Genomic DNA, 15,375 nt, shown 5'->3' with positions numbered 1-15,375 from the left:
GGCCACGGTGCGGGCCGGCCAGCGCTGGCCGGCCCGCCGAGGGCTAGAACGACTGCTGGATGTTCCGCAGCCAGCTCGTCGGGTCCCAGGACGAGGTGGCTCCGTTCCCCTGGCCGGACAGCCAGCCCGGCAATCCCGACCAGGGCAGGCTCGGGCCGGTCTGATCGGTCTGGCCGGTCTCGTCGGCCGGGCCGGCCTGGTCGGTGGTGCCGGTCTGGTCGGTCGGGCCGCCGGCCATGTCGGAGGTGGTGGGCCCGTCGGCGTTGGTCTGGTCCGTGGCGGGGTCGCCCGAATCCGACGACGGGACACTCGTGTCGGTCTGGTCGGTCGAGTCGGTGCCTGACGGCTGGGTGCTGGTTTCGCCGGTCGGCCAGCCCGTGCCGTACGGCCATTGCGTCGCGGCCGGGTCGGTGCCGGTCTCGTCAGTGGGCCAGTTTGTGCCGTACGGCCACTGTGCCGTGCCCGGGTCCGTGCCGGTCTCGCCGGTCGGCCAGTTGGTGCCGTATGGCCATTGCGTCGACGAGGGGTCCATTCCGGTAATTCCGGAGGGCCACCCGGGCCAGCCCGTGGTGTACGGCCACTGCGTGGATGACGGGTCCAGCCGGGACTGACCGGTCGGCCAGCCAGGCCACATCGTGCTGTACGGCCAGGAGGTGGACGAGGTGTCCAGCCCGGACTGACCGGTCGGCCAGCCCGTGTCGTAGGGCCATCCCAGCGACGAGGTTCCCGCGCCGGGCACGGTCGTGGGCCAGTTGTCCAGCCCGACCGGCGATCCGGCGGCAAGAGCGGGCGTCGCAAGCGGGATGATGGTCCCGCAGGCCAGAAGTGCTCCGCCAATGGCGGCGGCAAATCGTGCCGGTCGCATTTCCCCACACCCCTTCGGTTTGTGTAGAAACATTGATGGTGTCCGCTACGGCGACACCCGGTGTTCGATATTCGCGCCGAGCTTCACATGGTCGGTAGATCGACTGCCGCAACGACACAGCCGAAACAGGTCCCGGCGAAACGTGTTGCCTGGCCCGCCCGCGACGTCGATAATTCCGCCAGCCGAGAGCCGATGTCCGAGGCCGTCAGCTGTTCGGGTGCGGGTGACCCCCGGAAACGGTGAATGCCATCGGGCATTGACCACGGGAACGCCGGCCCGTAGGGCGGCGCCGAACCAGTGTGGTCAGCGGCGCGTCGGGCGGTCGGCCGTCGCGGCCCGGTACCGCGGCGGGCCAGGCCGGGCGCCGGCCCACCGGGATCTCCGGCCCGGGCCGCCGCGCCGCCGGGCGCTCACCGGGCACCGGCTTCGACCGTGACCCGGCGGCGGCCTGCCGGCGTCCGCGCGAGCGGGGCGGCGCCTGGCGGCCAATACGATCATTTGTGCCGGTGGTGCTTCCGGTCGAGTTCACCCCGTCTGGCGGCCGGTGCCCCGGGCTGTCCGGCCGGACCGGTACTGTTCGGTCGCATGGCGGACGAGCGGGAGATCCTCGACTGGCGGACCTACGGCATCGCCTCGCGGCAGCTGGCCCAGGCGGTCGCCGCCGACGGGTACCGGCCCGACGTGATCCTGGCGATCGCGCGCGGCGGCCTGTTCGTGGCCGGCTCCCTCGGGTACGCGCTGGCCGTGAAGAACCTGCACGTGATGAACGTCGAGTTCTACAACGGAGTGGATGCCACCCTGGACATGCCGGTGATGCTGCCGCCGGTGCCCAGCACGGTCGACTTCTCGGCGAAGAAGGTGCTGATCGCCGACGACGTCGCGGACACCGGCAAGACCATCGAACTCGTCCGGGACTTCATCCAGGACCATGTGGCCGAGGTGCGTACGGCGGTCATCTACGAGAAGCCGCGATCCCTGGTGAAGTGCGAGTACGTGTGGCGGCGGACCGACCGGTGGATCAACTTTCCGTGGAGCACCGAGCCGCCGGTCGTCGACCTGTGAGTCGGCCCTGGTATGGCCGATAGCCTCCTTGACCGGGTTGCGGCAACGATGCTATTCATATGCCAGCACCCCGCTGGGCGGCCGCACAGTCACGCTGGACTAGGTGCTCGGGACTTACGCGCTGGGTGAGATAGTCGCTGGACGGCCGACCTGCTGCCACTGGTGTGCTGAGTGACTGACTTGCTGATTGACCAACGTACAGGGCAACTAGTTCGCCGAGCAATCAATGCGCCGGGTAGTTGAGCCGGGTAGCATGTTAGGTGCCGAGTATCTGAGGCCTGTGGCACCCAGGGCGTAGCAACCAACACATAGAGCAGCTGACACACGTCGCACCCGAGGAACACCGCGCCGACCGGACGCGCGGTGTTTTTCTGGCCCGCGGCCATCCTGCACGCATCATGGATCGCTGTTCCGCCGTGCCGCCGAATATTTTCGGCCCGGCCTGGGAACAGGCGACATCCATGGCGTCTGGTTTGGGATCGCCGGAGGCTGGTGCATATCCGGAGACCGCGCCGCCTTTTGTTTCCGAGCAGTCGTCGCGCGCGGCCGCCGGAATTTTCGGCGGCCGGCTCGGTGAACAGGGCGACGCCGTCCGACGCGACGCGGGGCGGGATCCCGTCGTCGCCGGCCGGCGCTCGAAGCCTTCCCGCGCCTCCGAACCCGTACCGGCCAGCCGCGTCCCGACCGCGGCGGGCCAGCCTGGGCGCCCGCGCCTGATGACCTGAGGGAGGTACCAGCTGACCGCGCCAGACCAGCTGTTCGCCGTCGTCGCCCTCCCCGACGACGACCATCCCGAGGCCGCGAGGGTGATCGTCGCGTTCGAGTCCGCCCAGGCCGCCGCGGCCTTCGCGGACCGCCACGACCTTGGTCGCCATGTCATCAGCCCGCTCGTGTTCGACACCGGCCCTCTGGCGGACCCGGCCAGTCCCAGCCCGCTCGCCGGTGACGGGCCGGCTGCCGGGTCAGGGCCGGCTGGGCACGGTCCGGCCGGGCCTGGGCCGTCGGCTGAGCGCGGTCAGTCGGCCGGGCGCGGGCCAGCGGGGATTGGGCCGTCGGCCGGGAACGGTCAGGTCGAGCACAGTCTGGGTGGGCACGAGCCAGGTGGGCACGGCCCGTCCGGACGGCTCCGCCCGGTCGCAGGCCCGGCCCGGCCAGCACCGAACGCGGCCGACCTGCCGGCCTCGAACGGCGGCCGCCCGGCCACCGCGCTGGCCGATCCGTCCCGGGTTGATGGGTGCCTGGCGTCCGGCGGCGCGGCCGGGCTCGCCACCCCGGACGGCTGTGGCGGAACCGTCGACGTCCAGCCGCCCGGCCTGCCGGGTCCTGCCGACGGCGACGCCGTTCGACCGGATGCCGCGGCCGGCGAGCGGGCCCGGCTGGTGGGGGAGTACCGCCGCGCGATCATCGCGCTGCTCGCGCTTGAGCCCGTCCCCCTCACCGGGCTGCATGGCGGTGGCGTGACTCCTGGCGAGGCCCGGGCCTACGAACTCGGCCAGCTCCGGCATGCACAGGCCGTCCTCGCCGAGCTTGCCCGCGCGTGGTCCCCGCCGCCAGATCGCGATCAGCGCATCGCCCGGTGAGGACACGGCGGCGAAGGCAGGTTCGCCGACCGCTTCCCGAGGCCGGCCGTTGGGCTCGCTCGCCTCGGCCCGGCTGCCGAGCTCGCCTGCCGCGGCCCGGCCGCCGAGCTCGGCTTCTTGGCGTAATCACCGCTGTCACCCTCTATCAGTCCTGCTGGCGTATTCGGCCGCGCCTGGCTGCCCCAGAGTCTGTGCTCGCCGATAGGTCGGTGCTTACCGTGACCTTGATCGCGGGTTTGGCACTGGGATGGTCGTGGGGGAGGCGTTTCCGCGACCGTCACAGGGCTCAAACGGCGATCATGACCAGCGCGGTGGCCGGCGATCCTTGGACGCCGCGGCGCCGACGATCCGCGTCTGGGTATGGAAGCCGGCATAGACCGGACGCAACGAAGATCTATGCGAATCGGCCGCCGGTATGGATCACCACGCGGGCTGAGTCGCGGCGTTCCGGCGAATCAGTTCTGGTTCGGAGTTGCGCGGATCTCGCTGCGGCACATAGCGTTTGACATCCAATGCGTGGGATTGCCCGGGTCTACTGGCGATTGCTGGGGGCCGGGTTCCGGCGCCAGTCCACCTACCGGCTCGCGGCTGTCGGCGGGGTGGTAGCCAACGCGACGTTCGGCCTGCTCAAGGTGGCGGTGCTCGTCGCGACGGTGCACGCGGCGGGCGGCGAGCTGGCCGGGTACGACGTCGGGCGGATGAGCACCTACATCTGGCTCTCCCAGGCGATGCTCGGCTCGCTCAACCTCAACGGCCGCACGGACATCGCCGAACGGATCAAGGATGGGCGGGTCGCGGTCGACTTCCTGCGGCCGCTCGACGTGCAGGCCGCCGAGATCACGACCGAGGTGGGGCGTTCCCTGTTCGCGCTGATTCCGCGTGGGATTCCGATGCTCGTGATCGGCGTCTTCGCCGGCATGGCGCCGCCGGGCTCGCTGGCGGCCTATCCGCTTGGCGCGGGCAGCCTGCTGCTCGGGATCGTGATCTCCGTGGCGGCGGCCTACCTGGTCGGGGTCGCGGGGTTCTGGCTGGTGGAGACCCGGGGCCTGCAGGTCTTCTACATGGTCATCGCGGGATTCCTGGCCGGGCTGTTCGTTCCCATCGGGCTGTTTCCGCGCTGGCTGTTGGTCCTGGCCGAGGCCACCCCGTTCCCGTCGATGATGATGTACCCGATCGACGTCCTCGCGGGTCGGGTCGACCTCGCCGGCTCCCTGGGGCTGCTCGCGGTACAGGTCGCCTGGCTGGTCGCGGTCGCGGGACTCGGCCAGGTGCTGACCCGGGCCGGCCGTCGCCGCCTGGAGGTGCAGGGTGGCTGAGGTGCAGGGTGGCTGAGGTGCAGGGTGGCCGAGGCGCGAGTGGCTGAGGCGCGAGTGGCTGAGGGTCGGGTGGCTGAGGGTCGGAGGGCCGGCCTGCTGCGGACTCGGCTGCGGCCCTATCGGATGGTGCTCGCCTCCCGGGTCCGGTCCCAGACGTCCTACCGGTCGAACTTCGCGCTCGACCTGGTGAGCTCGCTGCTGGCGACGCTGGTCGAGCTGGCCGAGGTCTGGGTGCTCTTTCACGCGGTGACCAGGCTCGGCGGCCTGGAGTTCCACCAGATCCTGCTCGTGTTCGGCCTCGCCGACCTGGCCTTCTCGGTCGCCGACCTGGCTGTCGGCCATTGCGACACCCTGCCCGTCTACCTGCGCGCGGGCACCCTGGACGTGTTCTACCTACGGCCACAGCCGCTGTTGGCGCAGCTCATGACCAGTGACATCAGCCTGCGCCGGCTGAGCCGGATCGGGGTCGGCCTGGCCGCGCTGGGCGCCGGTCTCGCCGTCAATGACGTGGCCTGGAGCGCGGGCGACGTGGCCCTTCTCGCGGTGGCCCTCACGAGCGGCTGCGCGACGTTCGCGGCCATGTTCGTCTGGGCTGGCGGGCTGCAGTTCTTTCTGGTTGACGGCGCGGAGCTGACCAACGCGTTCGTCTACGGCGGCCGTTATGCCGCCACCCAGCCGGCGGCGGTCTGGTCGCGCCCGCTCAAGGTCGTGTTCGGCTACTTCTTCCCCATGGCCTTCGCGGGCTTCCTGCCGACCCTGCGGCTGCTCGACCTGCCGGCGCCCCCGTGGCTGCCGACCTGGCTGGGCTGGTGCGGGCCGCTTGCCGCGCTCTGGGCGTGGGCCATGGCCCTGCTGTGCTGGCACTGGGGAGTCCGGCACTACCGAGGAGGCGGCGGATGAGCCACCTCCGGGCCGCCGTCCTACGCCAACGATCACCCCGCAGGCCAACGATCACCAAGGGAAGCAGGAGCCGATGACCGCGATCATCGAGACCGCGGACCTCACGAGGGAGTTCACGGTGCGCGACGGCCCGCGCCGCCGGCGGGTGACCGCCGTCGACGGCCTGACCGTCCGGATCGAGCCCGGTGAGGCGGTCGGCTACATCGGCGCCAACGGGGCCGGCAAGTCGACCACGATCAAGATGTTGACCGGCATCCTCGTGCCCACCCGCGGCACGGTGACCACCTGCGGGCTGCGCCCGGTCAAGGACAGACGCCGGCTGGCCCGCCAGGTCGGGGTCGTGTTCGGGCAGCGGTCCCAGCTGTGGTGGGACCTTCCGGCGCGCGAGTCGTTCCGCATCCTGGCCGCCATCCACACGCTGACCGCCGCCACGGAGCGGGCCAGGACCGACGAGCTGGTCGAGTGCCTGGAGCTGGCCGACTTCCTCGCCACCCCGGTCCGCCAGCTCTCCCTGGGTCAGCGGATGCGTGCCGAGGTCGCGGCCGCGCTGCTGCACGCGCCCCGGCTGGTCATCCTCGACGAGCCGACGATCGGCCTCGACGTCCTGTCCAAGCAGCGGCTGCGGGAGTTCCTCATCGCGGAAAGGCGCACCCACGGCACGACCCTGCTGCTGACCACCCACGACATGGGCGACGTCGAGCGGCTGTGCGACCGGGTTCTCGTCATCGACCGCGGCCGGCTGGCGTACGACGGCGACCTGCCCGGCCTCGGGCGGACCACCGGCGCCGAGCGGGTTCTCGTCCTCGACCTCGCGGAGCCGTCGCCGGATCTGGTCGGAATATCCGCGACCCGGCATCTGTCGAGCGAGGCGCACGGCCTGCGCCAGCGGCTCGCGTTCGACGCGGAGGCCACCACCGCCGCCCGGGTCTTCGCGGCTGTCGCCGAGCGGGCCGAGGTCCTCGACTTCACCGTCGAGGAACCCGACATCGAAGATGTCGTCCGCCGGATCTACGCCGCCCGCCGCTGACCGCCGGCTCGGCCACGGGAGGGATCAGCCGGGGGCTGGGCCGGGTGCGAAGGGGTGGTAGACCACCAGGCGGGAGCGGTCGATGAAGCTGAGATCGCCGACGAGGTGGACGAACCGTTCGAGAAGCCGGTCCGAGGCGGTCCGCTGCCCGTTCGGCAGCACCGCCGCCACGGCCGCCGACGGATAGAGCGTGAGGATCTCGATCGCGAGCGTCCGGATGTTCTCCGGGCTCATGCGGTCGAGCCGCGCGAGGGCGTTCTGGACGACCGGCCGGGCCGGGCTCGTCGCGGCGAGCGGGGTTCCGGCGTCGGCGAACCGGCGCAGCACGCCGACCAGCACCAGGGCGATCTCCTCGATGCTCATGGAACGGACCAGCTCCACGAGCAGTGCCGAGGTCCGGGAGACCCCACGCCCCAGCAGCCGTCCCTGCGGGCTGACGATGTCCACCACGTCACCGGGCCGGAAGGTGCCGCGGACCCGTTTGATCCCCGAGGCGAACAGGCTCGACCCCCAGCCGATGCCGGTCTCGGCCGCGAGGTTCACGACGAGCGCGCCGTGACTGACGGCCACCCCGGCGATCCACCGCTTCTCGACGTCGAACCGTTTGTTGGTCGGCCGCACCCGCGTCCCGCGCGGTTCGTCCTTGATGAAGTCGACGACCGCGCTCGGCCGGCGCGCACTCGCGATCATGGTCTCGATCCCGTTGTGCGCGGCCAGCTCGGCGGCCCGGACCTTGGAGCGCATGCCGCCCCGTCCGGTGCCACCGCGGTAGGTGGTGACCTCATGGATCTCATGGGCGTTGATCTCGGGGATCGGCGCCGCGTCGACCGCCGGCGAATGCTCGTAGACCCCGTCGACGTCCGTGAGCAGCAGGAGCTTGTCCGCGCCCGTCATCACGGCGACCCCGGCCGCGATCGCGTCGTTGTCCGACGCGGCCTCGTCGGTGGCGTCGTTGCCGTTGACGATCGGGATGACGCCGTTCTCGACGGACTCACGCAGCACCTGCGCGATGACGGCCATCTTCCGCGGATTTCGCAGGTCCTGGTCGGCCAGCAGGATCTGGGCGACGTTGCGCCCGGACATGTCGGCGACCGACCGGTAGATCGCGAGCAGGTAGGGCTGCCCGACCGCCGCCGCGAGCCGGCCGCTGAACTCCGGGACCCCGGTCCTGGCCAGGTGTGCCGTGCCGGACGAGACCGCCCCGGACGAGACGATCACGACGCCCCAGCCGAGGCCGTGCGCCTCCAACGCGGAATCGAGCGTGTTGGTGAGCAGCCGGGGGTCGGGCCCGCTCGCCCGCGTGACGGAGCTCGAACCCAGCTTGACGACCAGGATCTTCATCCTCGGCTGCTCCTCATGGCCCGACGGACTCCATCAAACCCGGAGTGCGAGCGACCATTGGTGGCCAGCCCGTCATGACAGATACGGAGTGAGATGGAAGATCGCCTGGTGGAGGTGCCTGCGACCGATGGCCTGGGTCTCGGGATCGGGGCTCCGGCCGGCTCGGGCGGGCGGCCGATCGTCGTGCTGCGTCCCGCGCCGCGTCGCCACGACGAGCTGTTCGACGCCGCTGTCCGCGCCGAGCTGGACCAGGTCTTCCAGATCGTCGACCTCCCGGGGATCGATCCCGACGCGGACGAGGCGCTGCTCGACGCCGTGCTGCCTGAGGTGTTCGCGATCGTCGGGCAGCCGTCGCTGCCCCGGGAGCGGATCGCCCGGGCGGCCCGGCTGCGGGCCGTGCTCAACGTCGAGGGCAACTTCCTGCCGAACGTGGACTACAGGGCCTGCTTCGAGCGCGGCGTCCACGTCCTGTCCGCTGGTCCGGCGTTCGCGCAGCCGGTCGCCGAGTACGCCCTCGGGCTCGCGCTTGATCTCGCTCGCGGGATCAGCCGGGAGGACCGTGCGTTCAGGGCGGGCGAGGAGGCCCGTGTCCCCTACGGCAGGTCGCGGGGCGTGCTGCTGCGCGGGGCCGATGTCGGCCTGATCGGCTTCGGGAACCTGGGCCGGGCGCTGCACCCGCTGCTCGCTCCGTTCCGGCCGACGATCCGGGTGTACGACCCGTGGCTGCCGGCCGCGGTGCTGCGGGACCACGGACTGCTCCCGGCGAGCCTGGGCGAGACGGTCAGCCGGAGCCAGTTCCTGTTCGTGCTCGCGGCGGCGACGACCGAGAACCGGCACCTGCTCGGGGCCGCCGAGCTGGCCCTCGCGCCGCCCGACGCCCGGCTCGTGCTCGTCAGCCGAGCTCCGGTGGTCGACTACGAGGCCCTGCTTGAACGGGTGGCCGGCGGTCACCTCCGGGCGGCGGTCGACGTCTGGCCCGAGGAACCACTCGCGTTGGACCATCCGGCCCGGGCGCTCGACGGACTTGTGCTGTCCGGGCATCGGGCCGGCGGCGTCCCGGCAGCCTTCCGAGAGATTGGCGCGATGGTCCGGGACGACCTCCTGCTGCTCGCGCGCGGGCTCCCGCCGGTACGGATGCAGCCCGGCGCCCGAGAGCTGATCGAGCGCTACCGCAATCGGCCGGTGACCGGCCAGACCGACTGAAGCCGGCCCCCCGCCAGACAGCCGCCGGCCGCCGGCCGCCGGCCGCAGGTCGCCCGGCCACCCGGCCGCCGGTCCCTCCTCCGGCGGCCCAGCCGCACACCACCTTCGTGCCGATGATCGCCGTCTTGGCCCTCGGGTGGTTGTGGAAACGCCCTGATCACGACCATGCCAGGGCCAAATCGGCGATCAACAGCCGGCCGCAGCCGGCCGGCGCCGGACGCGCCGGCCGCGGGACAGTCGGTCCGGCGGGACCGGGGTACCCGGGTCGGGCCCGGGTGGTTCTGCGACGCTTGCGGCTATGAGGCGGTTCGGTGCGCTGGTACGGGCCTGTCATCCGGAGCCGACCGTCGCGGTGACGCTGTTCGCCACGGCGCTGGCGGTCTCCGTCGGGCGGACCGCGAGCGGCGTCGTGCTGGTCGCCGCGGCGGTTCTGACGGGCCAGCTGTCGGTCGGCTGGAGCAACGACTTCCTCGACCGGAGGCGGGACGAGACCGGCGGGCGGTCCGAGAAGCCGATCGTCGGCGGCGGCCTCGCGCCGGGACTGGTCGCGCGTGGCGCCGGCTGCGCGCTGCTCGCCTGCGTGCCGCTGTCCTTCGCGTCGGGCTGGCCGGCCGGCGCGGTCCATCTGGTGGCGGTCGCCAGCGCCTGGGCGTACAACCTGGGCCTCAAGGCCACGCCACTGTCGGTCCTGCCGTACGCGGTCTCGTTCGGGCTGTTGCCCACGTTCGTCGTGCTCGGGCTGCCCGGCCACCCGTTGCCGCCCTGGTGGCTGCCGCTGGCGGGAGCCCTGCTCGGCTGCGGCGCGCACTTCGCGAACACGCTGCCCGATCTCGCCACCGACGCCCGGACGGGAGTTCGCGGGCTGCCGCAGCGGGTCGGGGCCACCGGTGCCCGCTGGGCGGCCGTGCTGCTGCTGGTGGCGGGTTCGGTCGTCGCGCTGCTCGGCCCGGCGGGCGTCAGCGTCTGGCGGCTCGTCGTGCTGGTGGCCGTGGCCGCGCTGACCGTGGCCTTCGGCCTGTGGCCGGATGACCGGCAGGCGTTCCGGGTCGCCATGGCGATCGCCGCGGTCGACGTCGCCGTGGTCGTCATCAGCGGGACCCGCCTGCGCTAGGCGCCGCTAGCGGCCGCCGGTCTCGCGCCACCGGCCCTGGCCTCTTGGCCTCCGGTCACTGGTGACTCGCCCGCAGGCGGGTTCGGTGCCGACGGCTCAGGTGGTCGCGGCGTTGGTGCCGTCGGCGCGCAGCACGCCGCGGCGGGTCAGCTCGCCGATCACCGCTTCCGCGGCGGCTCGGGCGTCCGTGAGCCGGGCGGACGAGGCTCGCCGGGTCTCGCCGGCGGCGATGGCGTCGATGACGCGCCGGTGCGCGTCGACGACGTCGCCGTGGCCGCGCCGGTCGCTCTGGCGGGCGGCCCACTCCAGGAAGCCGCCCAGCCCGCGCAGTTCGGCGAGCAGACGTGGCGTCGCGCCAGCCTGGTGCTGGACCCGGACGATCTCGGCGGCCAGGTCGTGACGCCGGGCGGGCGCCGCCTCGCTGGCCGCCAGCTCGTCCAGGAGGCTCCTGAGCTGGGCGAGCACGGCCGGGTCGCGGTCCATCGCGGCCCGGGCGGCCGCGACGCCGCCGAGCAGGCCGAGGACGTGGAAGTCCGCCCGCAGCGTGCGGGCGTCGAAGTGCTGGACGAACGCGGCGCGATGGACCCGGGTCGCGACCAGGCCGTCCCGTTCGAGCAGCACGAGGGCCTCGCGAACCGGCGTCGGGCTCACATCAAGGGCGATGCTGATCCGTTCGACGTCGACGCGGTCGCCGGAGCGCAGCCGGCCGTCGAAGATCTCGCGGTGGACGTACTCGACGACGACCGCGCTCGTCTTCGTCCGTCGCAACGCGGGTTCGACCAGCACGCCGCCATCCTCCCGATCGTGGTCACTGTTCGTCAATCAAAAATACAAAATTGGAGATTGTCACCATCGTGTGGTGAGCGTACGCTCAGCAGCGCATCAGACGGGTGTGTGAAGCGGACGCAAGGAGGCTCCGGTGGCCAAGCTGGCTGACGGTCTGCGAGTGATCGACGCCGACTCTCATATGACCGAGCGACACGACCTCTTTACCGAGCGGGCGCCCAAGGGCTACGAGGACCGGATGCCTCACGTCGAGCGCATCAACGGCCTGGACATGTGGGTCATCGAGGGCAAGACCTTCGGCCGCGCGGGCTCGGGCGGCACCATCGACCACGACGGGAAGAAGCACCCGCACCGTGACTCGCAGGGCGGGCCGTGGGGGATCAACGACGTCCACCCCGCGGCCTGGGACCCGAAGGCACGCCTGCGCCTGATGGACGAGCTCGGCATCAGCACGCAGGTCCTCTACCCGAACGCCATCGGCCTCGGCGGGCAGAACCTGCGCAACTCGGTCGCCGACACCGGCCTGCTCATGCTCTGCATCGAGCTCTACAACGACGCCATGCAGGAGATCCAGGCCGAGTCGGGCAACCGGCTGCTGCCCATGCCGATCATGCCGGCCTGGGACATCGAGGCCTGCGCCCGCGAGGCCGAGCGCTGCGCCGCCAAGGGCGCCCGCGGGATCAACATGACCGCCGACCCGCAGGACTCCGGGTCGCCCGACCTCGGTGACCCCGCCTGGGACCGGCTCTGGGACGTCTGCACCGGCCTCGACATCCCGGTGCACTTCCACATCGGCGCCAGCCAGACCTCGCTGAGCTACTTCGGCAACAGCTACTGGCCGAGCCAGGACGACTACGTGAAGCCCGCGATCGGCGGCGCGTCGCTGTTCCAGAACAACTCCCGCCTGCTGCTGAACAGCGCGTACTCCGGGATGTTCGACCGGTTCCCCGGGCTGAAGATGGTCTCCGTCGAGAGCGGCATCGGCTGGGTGCCGTTCATGCTCGAGGCGATGGACTACGAGCTGGTCGAGAACGCGCCCAAGTGGGCCCAGAAGCTCCAGAAGAAGCCGTCGGAGTACTTCACGGACAACTGGTTCGCGACCTTCTGGTTCGAGACCGGCCGCGGCGACCTGCAGCACCTCATCGACCAGGTCGGCGAGGACAACATCATGTTCGAGACCGACTTCCCGCACCCGACCTCGCTGCACCCGGACCCCGTCGGGATGGTCAGCGAGAAGATCTCCACCCTGCGTCCGGAGACGCAGCGCAAGGTCATGGGCGAGAACGCCGCCAAGCTCTACCGGGTCTGAGCAACCCCGGTCCCGCGCTGGGCCGGTCGGGTGACACCGGCCGGCCGGTCAGGCGACAACGGCCGGTCCCGTACCGTTGGCGAGGCCGGCCTGCGCGGGACCGGCCGCTCTGTTCTCGCCGCGATTCTTGATGATCCAGGGCCGCGACTGGCTACGGTCAGAGAATGCTGCCCTTCCGCCAGGTGGACGTGTTCTCTCGCGAGCGGCTCCTGGGCAATCCGGTCGCGGTCGTCCACGAGGCCGACGGGCTGAGTGACGAGGAGCTGGCCGCTTTCGCCCGCTGGACCAACCTGAGCGAGACGACCTTCCTGCTCACGCCGACCGTTCCCACGGCCGACTACCGGCTGCGGATCTTCACCCCGGGCGGCGAGCTGCCCTTCGCCGGCCACCCGACGATCGGCAGCGCCCACGCCTGGCTGGAGGCCGGCGGTGTGCCACGCGGCGAGCACGTCGTCCAGGAGTGCGCCGCGGGCCTGGTGCCGCTGCGCCGGCTTTCGTCCGACCCGGCGGCCGCGCCCGGCGGCACAGAACCCGTTCCGGCGCCCGGCGCCACGACGCCAGTGCCCGGCGGGGTCAGCCGGCTCGCGTTCGCCGCGCCGCCGCTGCTGCGGGACGGCCCGGTCGACGACGACCTGCTCGCCCGGCTGACCGCTCCGCTCGGCATCAAGCCCGCCGACGTCGTCGACGCGAAATGGTGCGACAACGGCCCCGGCTGGGTCGGGCTGCGGCTGGCCTCCGCCCGGCAGGTCCTCGCCCTGGCCCCGGACTTCGCGGCGATCGAGCAGGACACCGGGGTGGTCGGGCCCTACCCGGAAGGCGGCGAGTGCGCCGTCGAGGTGCGGGCGTTCTGCGCCCCGCACCTGGGCATCACCGAGGATCCCGTGACCGGGAGCCTCAACGCGAGCCTGGCCCAGTGGCTCGCCGGCGACGTCCTCCCGTCGACCTACATCGCCTCCCAGGGGACGGCCCTCGGTCGCCGCGGCCGCGTCCACATCGAGAAGACCACCGGCGGGACGGTCTGGGTCGGCGGCGACGCCCACACCACGATCGCCGGCACCATCAGGATCTAGGCATGACGCGTGGATCTTCCGCGCGGGGGGTGGCTGAACCGGTGGTCAGGGGAGGAGCGCCGCTCTGGGCCAGGTCACGGCCGCCAACCGCGTGCATGGCAGCGCGCGCTGGACGTCGGTTGCCAAGCAGGGCCACCCTGGGTAGTGTCATCTGTGACATCTGAAGTCACGCGTCGATCATCGACGCTCGCGGAACGGCGACGTGATGCAGGCCCTTGGAACCGCCAACATTCCGACCGAGCAGCTCGACGAACTCGAACGATATGCGCGGACCACCGCAGGTCCCGAACTGCGGGACCTGCTCCTCAGCGTCAGCCGCTGCATCCGCGACGGCGCCACGATCACCGTGGTCGACGACTCCGTCATTCTGACGCCGAACCAGGCCGCCGAAAGGCTCGGCATGAGCCGCACTCACCTCTACAAGCTCCTTGACCGCGGCGAGATCGCCTCCCACCGTGTCGGCCGGGACCGCCGCATTCACCTGCGCGACCTGCTCGCCTTCGAGGCCCAGCGACAGCACGACCGGCGCGAGCTCGCCGAGCGTTTCGCCACGCAGGACAGGACGCACGCCGACGCGATTGACGAGATCGCCGACCTGCTCTGACCTCGGGGCGAAGGCGGTTGGGCTCGCAACCTCACACATCGCGTTTGGCATGATTGTCTGTGTGCATAGCCGTCGTGCCCGGCCCACCCTCCGCCTCCTCGCGGAGGATCTCGCCGACGGCTGGGAGTCTCCCAGGCCGAGGAGGCTCCTGGCCGAGGGCATGCTCAAGTCGCTGCACCCGCTCAGCGAGCTGCCACATCCGATCGTTCGTAAAGCGGCCGAGTCCTTCGGTGTCCGTGCTGCCGACGACCACTTTGTCGGACCCATCGCGGCCAGCTCAAAGCTGCCGCTCCTGGAGATCAAGACCGCGCAGTGGCGGGGCGGCGTCTGGGCGGACCGCGCGACGGGAGTTCACTGGTTGCTGGTCGCTGGGCTGGCGAAGGGCGAGCACCAGGACCATGACGACTTTTACATGCGGGTCAAGAGGGAATGCGACAAAGGCGATCCGAGCCGCTGGTTGCCTACAGCTGAGGATCAACGCCTCCTCAAGCAGGAGACCGCGGCGCGGCTCGTCACCGAATGGGAACTGACCGTCCAGCAGCAGGTGCTCGACGCGCTCCGCGAGGTACACGGCGGCGGCTCGGCCCGTATTGATATCCATCATCCATGGCCGGAACAGGGCAGACTTGCTCTTCTTACTCTCACCGTCGCACTGGTGCGCGAGCCCGGTTATCGAGCTGATGAAATCGAGCTTGAGGTCGCTCCGGTCTCAGCCTACGCAGGTAGCAATATTTCGTGGCAACTCACGGTGCGAGCGCTTATCTGCCTGAGTCCGCCCGAACAGGGATGGGACCGTTACAAGGACTCGTACACGAACATCGCCGAACCGGGGGCATGGAGCGCCCGCCTCGCCGAACTCGAGAAAATCGTCACTGCCCGTGAGCTCGCCGAATCCGAGGCGGGCAGTCACAGCCACTACGCCCATCGTGAACACCTTGCGGGAAAGACCATCGAGGGCCGTGCCGTCCGGGCGCTGTGCGGAGCCTTCTTCGTTCCCACCCAGGACCACGGAAGGCTCCCCGTCTGCTCTCCCTGCCAGGAGAGATACGCCGAACTCCCGGACTAGTGCTGCGCCCGCGAAAGGTCGACCCGGCACAGTGATCGCCGTTTTGACCCTCGGGTGGTCGTGAATCGGGCCGGGTCGTACCCGTTCGAGGGCCCAACTAGCAATCATGCTCATGGCGCGGAGCGGCCGAGGTCA

Annotated in this window: 15 protein-coding genes; 12 read left to right on the top strand and 3 right to left on the bottom strand. The window is 71.1% G+C overall.

Features of this window, described 5'->3' with window-relative positions; genetic code table 11:
• Positions 1 to 43 precede the first annotated feature (43 nt).
• On the bottom strand, positions 44 to 532 hold the full coding sequence (locus FRAEUI1C_RS25010; RefSeq protein ID WP_157735036.1) for a hypothetical protein: 489 nt from the start codon (positions 530 to 532) through the stop codon (positions 44 to 46).
• Positions 533 to 1,450: 918 nt separating this feature from the next.
• On the opposite strand from FRAEUI1C_RS25010, the gene FRAEUI1C_RS25005 reads away from it, so the two are divergent.
• The 6 genes from FRAEUI1C_RS25005 to FRAEUI1C_RS24985 all read left to right on the top strand — a co-directional run bounded on the left by FRAEUI1C_RS25005 (position 1,451) and on the right by FRAEUI1C_RS24985 (position 6,750).
• Positions 1,451 to 1,927 carry a phosphoribosyltransferase gene (locus tag FRAEUI1C_RS25005; RefSeq protein WP_013426145.1) on the top strand — a complete coding sequence of 159 codons (477 nt, stop codon included), beginning with the start codon at positions 1,451 to 1,453 and terminating at the stop codon, positions 1,925 to 1,927.
• A 398-nt stretch (positions 1,928 to 2,325) separates the two neighbouring features.
• Entirely contained in the window at positions 2,326 to 2,652 is a 327-nt protein-coding gene (locus tag FRAEUI1C_RS39785) for a hypothetical protein (RefSeq protein ID WP_157735035.1), read from the top strand.
• Positions 2,653 to 2,733: 81 nt separating this feature from the next.
• Positions 2,734 to 3,507, top strand: coding sequence for a hypothetical protein (locus FRAEUI1C_RS25000; RefSeq protein ID WP_013426144.1), 774 nt, complete (start codon positions 2,734 to 2,736; stop codon positions 3,505 to 3,507).
• A gap of 512 nt (positions 3,508 to 4,019) precedes the next feature.
• Positions 4,020 to 4,823, top strand: coding sequence for an ABC transporter permease (locus tag FRAEUI1C_RS24995; RefSeq protein ID WP_013426143.1), 804 nt, complete (start codon positions 4,020 to 4,022; stop codon positions 4,821 to 4,823).
• 69 nt (positions 4,824 to 4,892) lie between these two features.
• The gene (locus FRAEUI1C_RS24990; RefSeq protein WP_013426142.1) at positions 4,893 to 5,723 is read left to right on the top strand and encodes an ABC transporter permease; all 831 of its coding nucleotides are present in this window, start codon (positions 4,893 to 4,895) and stop codon (positions 5,721 to 5,723) included.
• A gap of 73 nt (positions 5,724 to 5,796) precedes the next feature.
• On the top strand, positions 5,797 to 6,750 hold the full coding sequence (locus tag FRAEUI1C_RS24985; RefSeq protein WP_013426141.1) for an ABC transporter ATP-binding protein: 954 nt from the start codon (positions 5,797 to 5,799) through the stop codon (positions 6,748 to 6,750).
• A gap of 24 nt (positions 6,751 to 6,774) precedes the next feature.
• On the opposite strand, the gene proB is transcribed toward FRAEUI1C_RS24985, so the two are convergent.
• The gene (gene proB, locus FRAEUI1C_RS24980; protein ID WP_013426140.1) at positions 6,775 to 8,091 is read right to left on the bottom strand and encodes a glutamate 5-kinase; all 1,317 of its coding nucleotides are present in this window, start codon (positions 8,089 to 8,091) and stop codon (positions 6,775 to 6,777) included.
• A gap of 108 nt (positions 8,092 to 8,199) precedes the next feature.
• Between proB and FRAEUI1C_RS24975 the strand changes: the two genes are divergently transcribed.
• The gene (locus FRAEUI1C_RS24975) at positions 8,200 to 9,294 is read left to right on the top strand and encodes an NAD(P)-dependent oxidoreductase (protein ID WP_198318627.1); all 1,095 of its coding nucleotides are present in this window, start codon (positions 8,200 to 8,202) and stop codon (positions 9,292 to 9,294) included.
• A gap of 298 nt (positions 9,295 to 9,592) precedes the next feature.
• On the top strand, positions 9,593 to 10,405 hold the full coding sequence (locus FRAEUI1C_RS24970) for a UbiA family prenyltransferase (RefSeq protein WP_013426138.1): 813 nt from the start codon (positions 9,593 to 9,595) through the stop codon (positions 10,403 to 10,405).
• A gap of 96 nt (positions 10,406 to 10,501) precedes the next feature.
• Here the strand turns inward: FRAEUI1C_RS24970 and FRAEUI1C_RS24965 are convergent, their stop codons facing one another.
• Complete coding sequence (locus tag FRAEUI1C_RS24965) at positions 10,502 to 11,191, bottom strand: GntR family transcriptional regulator (RefSeq protein ID WP_013426137.1); 690 nt, start codon at positions 11,189 to 11,191, stop codon at positions 10,502 to 10,504.
• Between the two features lie 133 nt (positions 11,192 to 11,324).
• On the opposite strand from FRAEUI1C_RS24965, the gene FRAEUI1C_RS24960 reads away from it, so the two are divergent.
• The 4 genes from FRAEUI1C_RS24960 to FRAEUI1C_RS38620 all read left to right on the top strand — a co-directional run bounded on the left by FRAEUI1C_RS24960 (position 11,325) and on the right by FRAEUI1C_RS38620 (position 15,240).
• Positions 11,325 to 12,500, top strand: coding sequence for an amidohydrolase family protein (locus FRAEUI1C_RS24960; protein WP_013426136.1), 1,176 nt, complete (start codon positions 11,325 to 11,327; stop codon positions 12,498 to 12,500).
• Positions 12,501 to 12,664: 164 nt separating this feature from the next.
• A complete protein-coding gene (locus FRAEUI1C_RS24955) occupies positions 12,665 to 13,570 on the top strand; it encodes a PhzF family phenazine biosynthesis protein (protein WP_013426135.1) in 906 nt (301 codons plus the stop codon).
• Between the two features lie 205 nt (positions 13,571 to 13,775).
• Positions 13,776 to 14,174 carry a helix-turn-helix domain-containing protein gene (locus FRAEUI1C_RS24950; RefSeq protein ID WP_013426134.1) on the top strand — a complete coding sequence of 133 codons (399 nt, stop codon included), beginning with the start codon at positions 13,776 to 13,778 and terminating at the stop codon, positions 14,172 to 14,174.
• A gap of 160 nt (positions 14,175 to 14,334) precedes the next feature.
• The gene (locus FRAEUI1C_RS38620; RefSeq protein WP_232425114.1) at positions 14,335 to 15,240 is read left to right on the top strand and encodes a DUF3039 domain-containing protein; all 906 of its coding nucleotides are present in this window, start codon (positions 14,335 to 14,337) and stop codon (positions 15,238 to 15,240) included.
• Positions 15,241 to 15,375: the final 135 nt, after the last annotated feature.

Source organism: Pseudofrankia inefficax (genome assembly GCF_000166135.1).
Taxonomy (GTDB): Bacteria; Actinomycetota; Actinomycetes; order Frankiales; family Frankiaceae; genus Pseudofrankia; species Pseudofrankia inefficax.
This window is presented reverse-complemented; position numbering and strand designations above follow the sequence as displayed.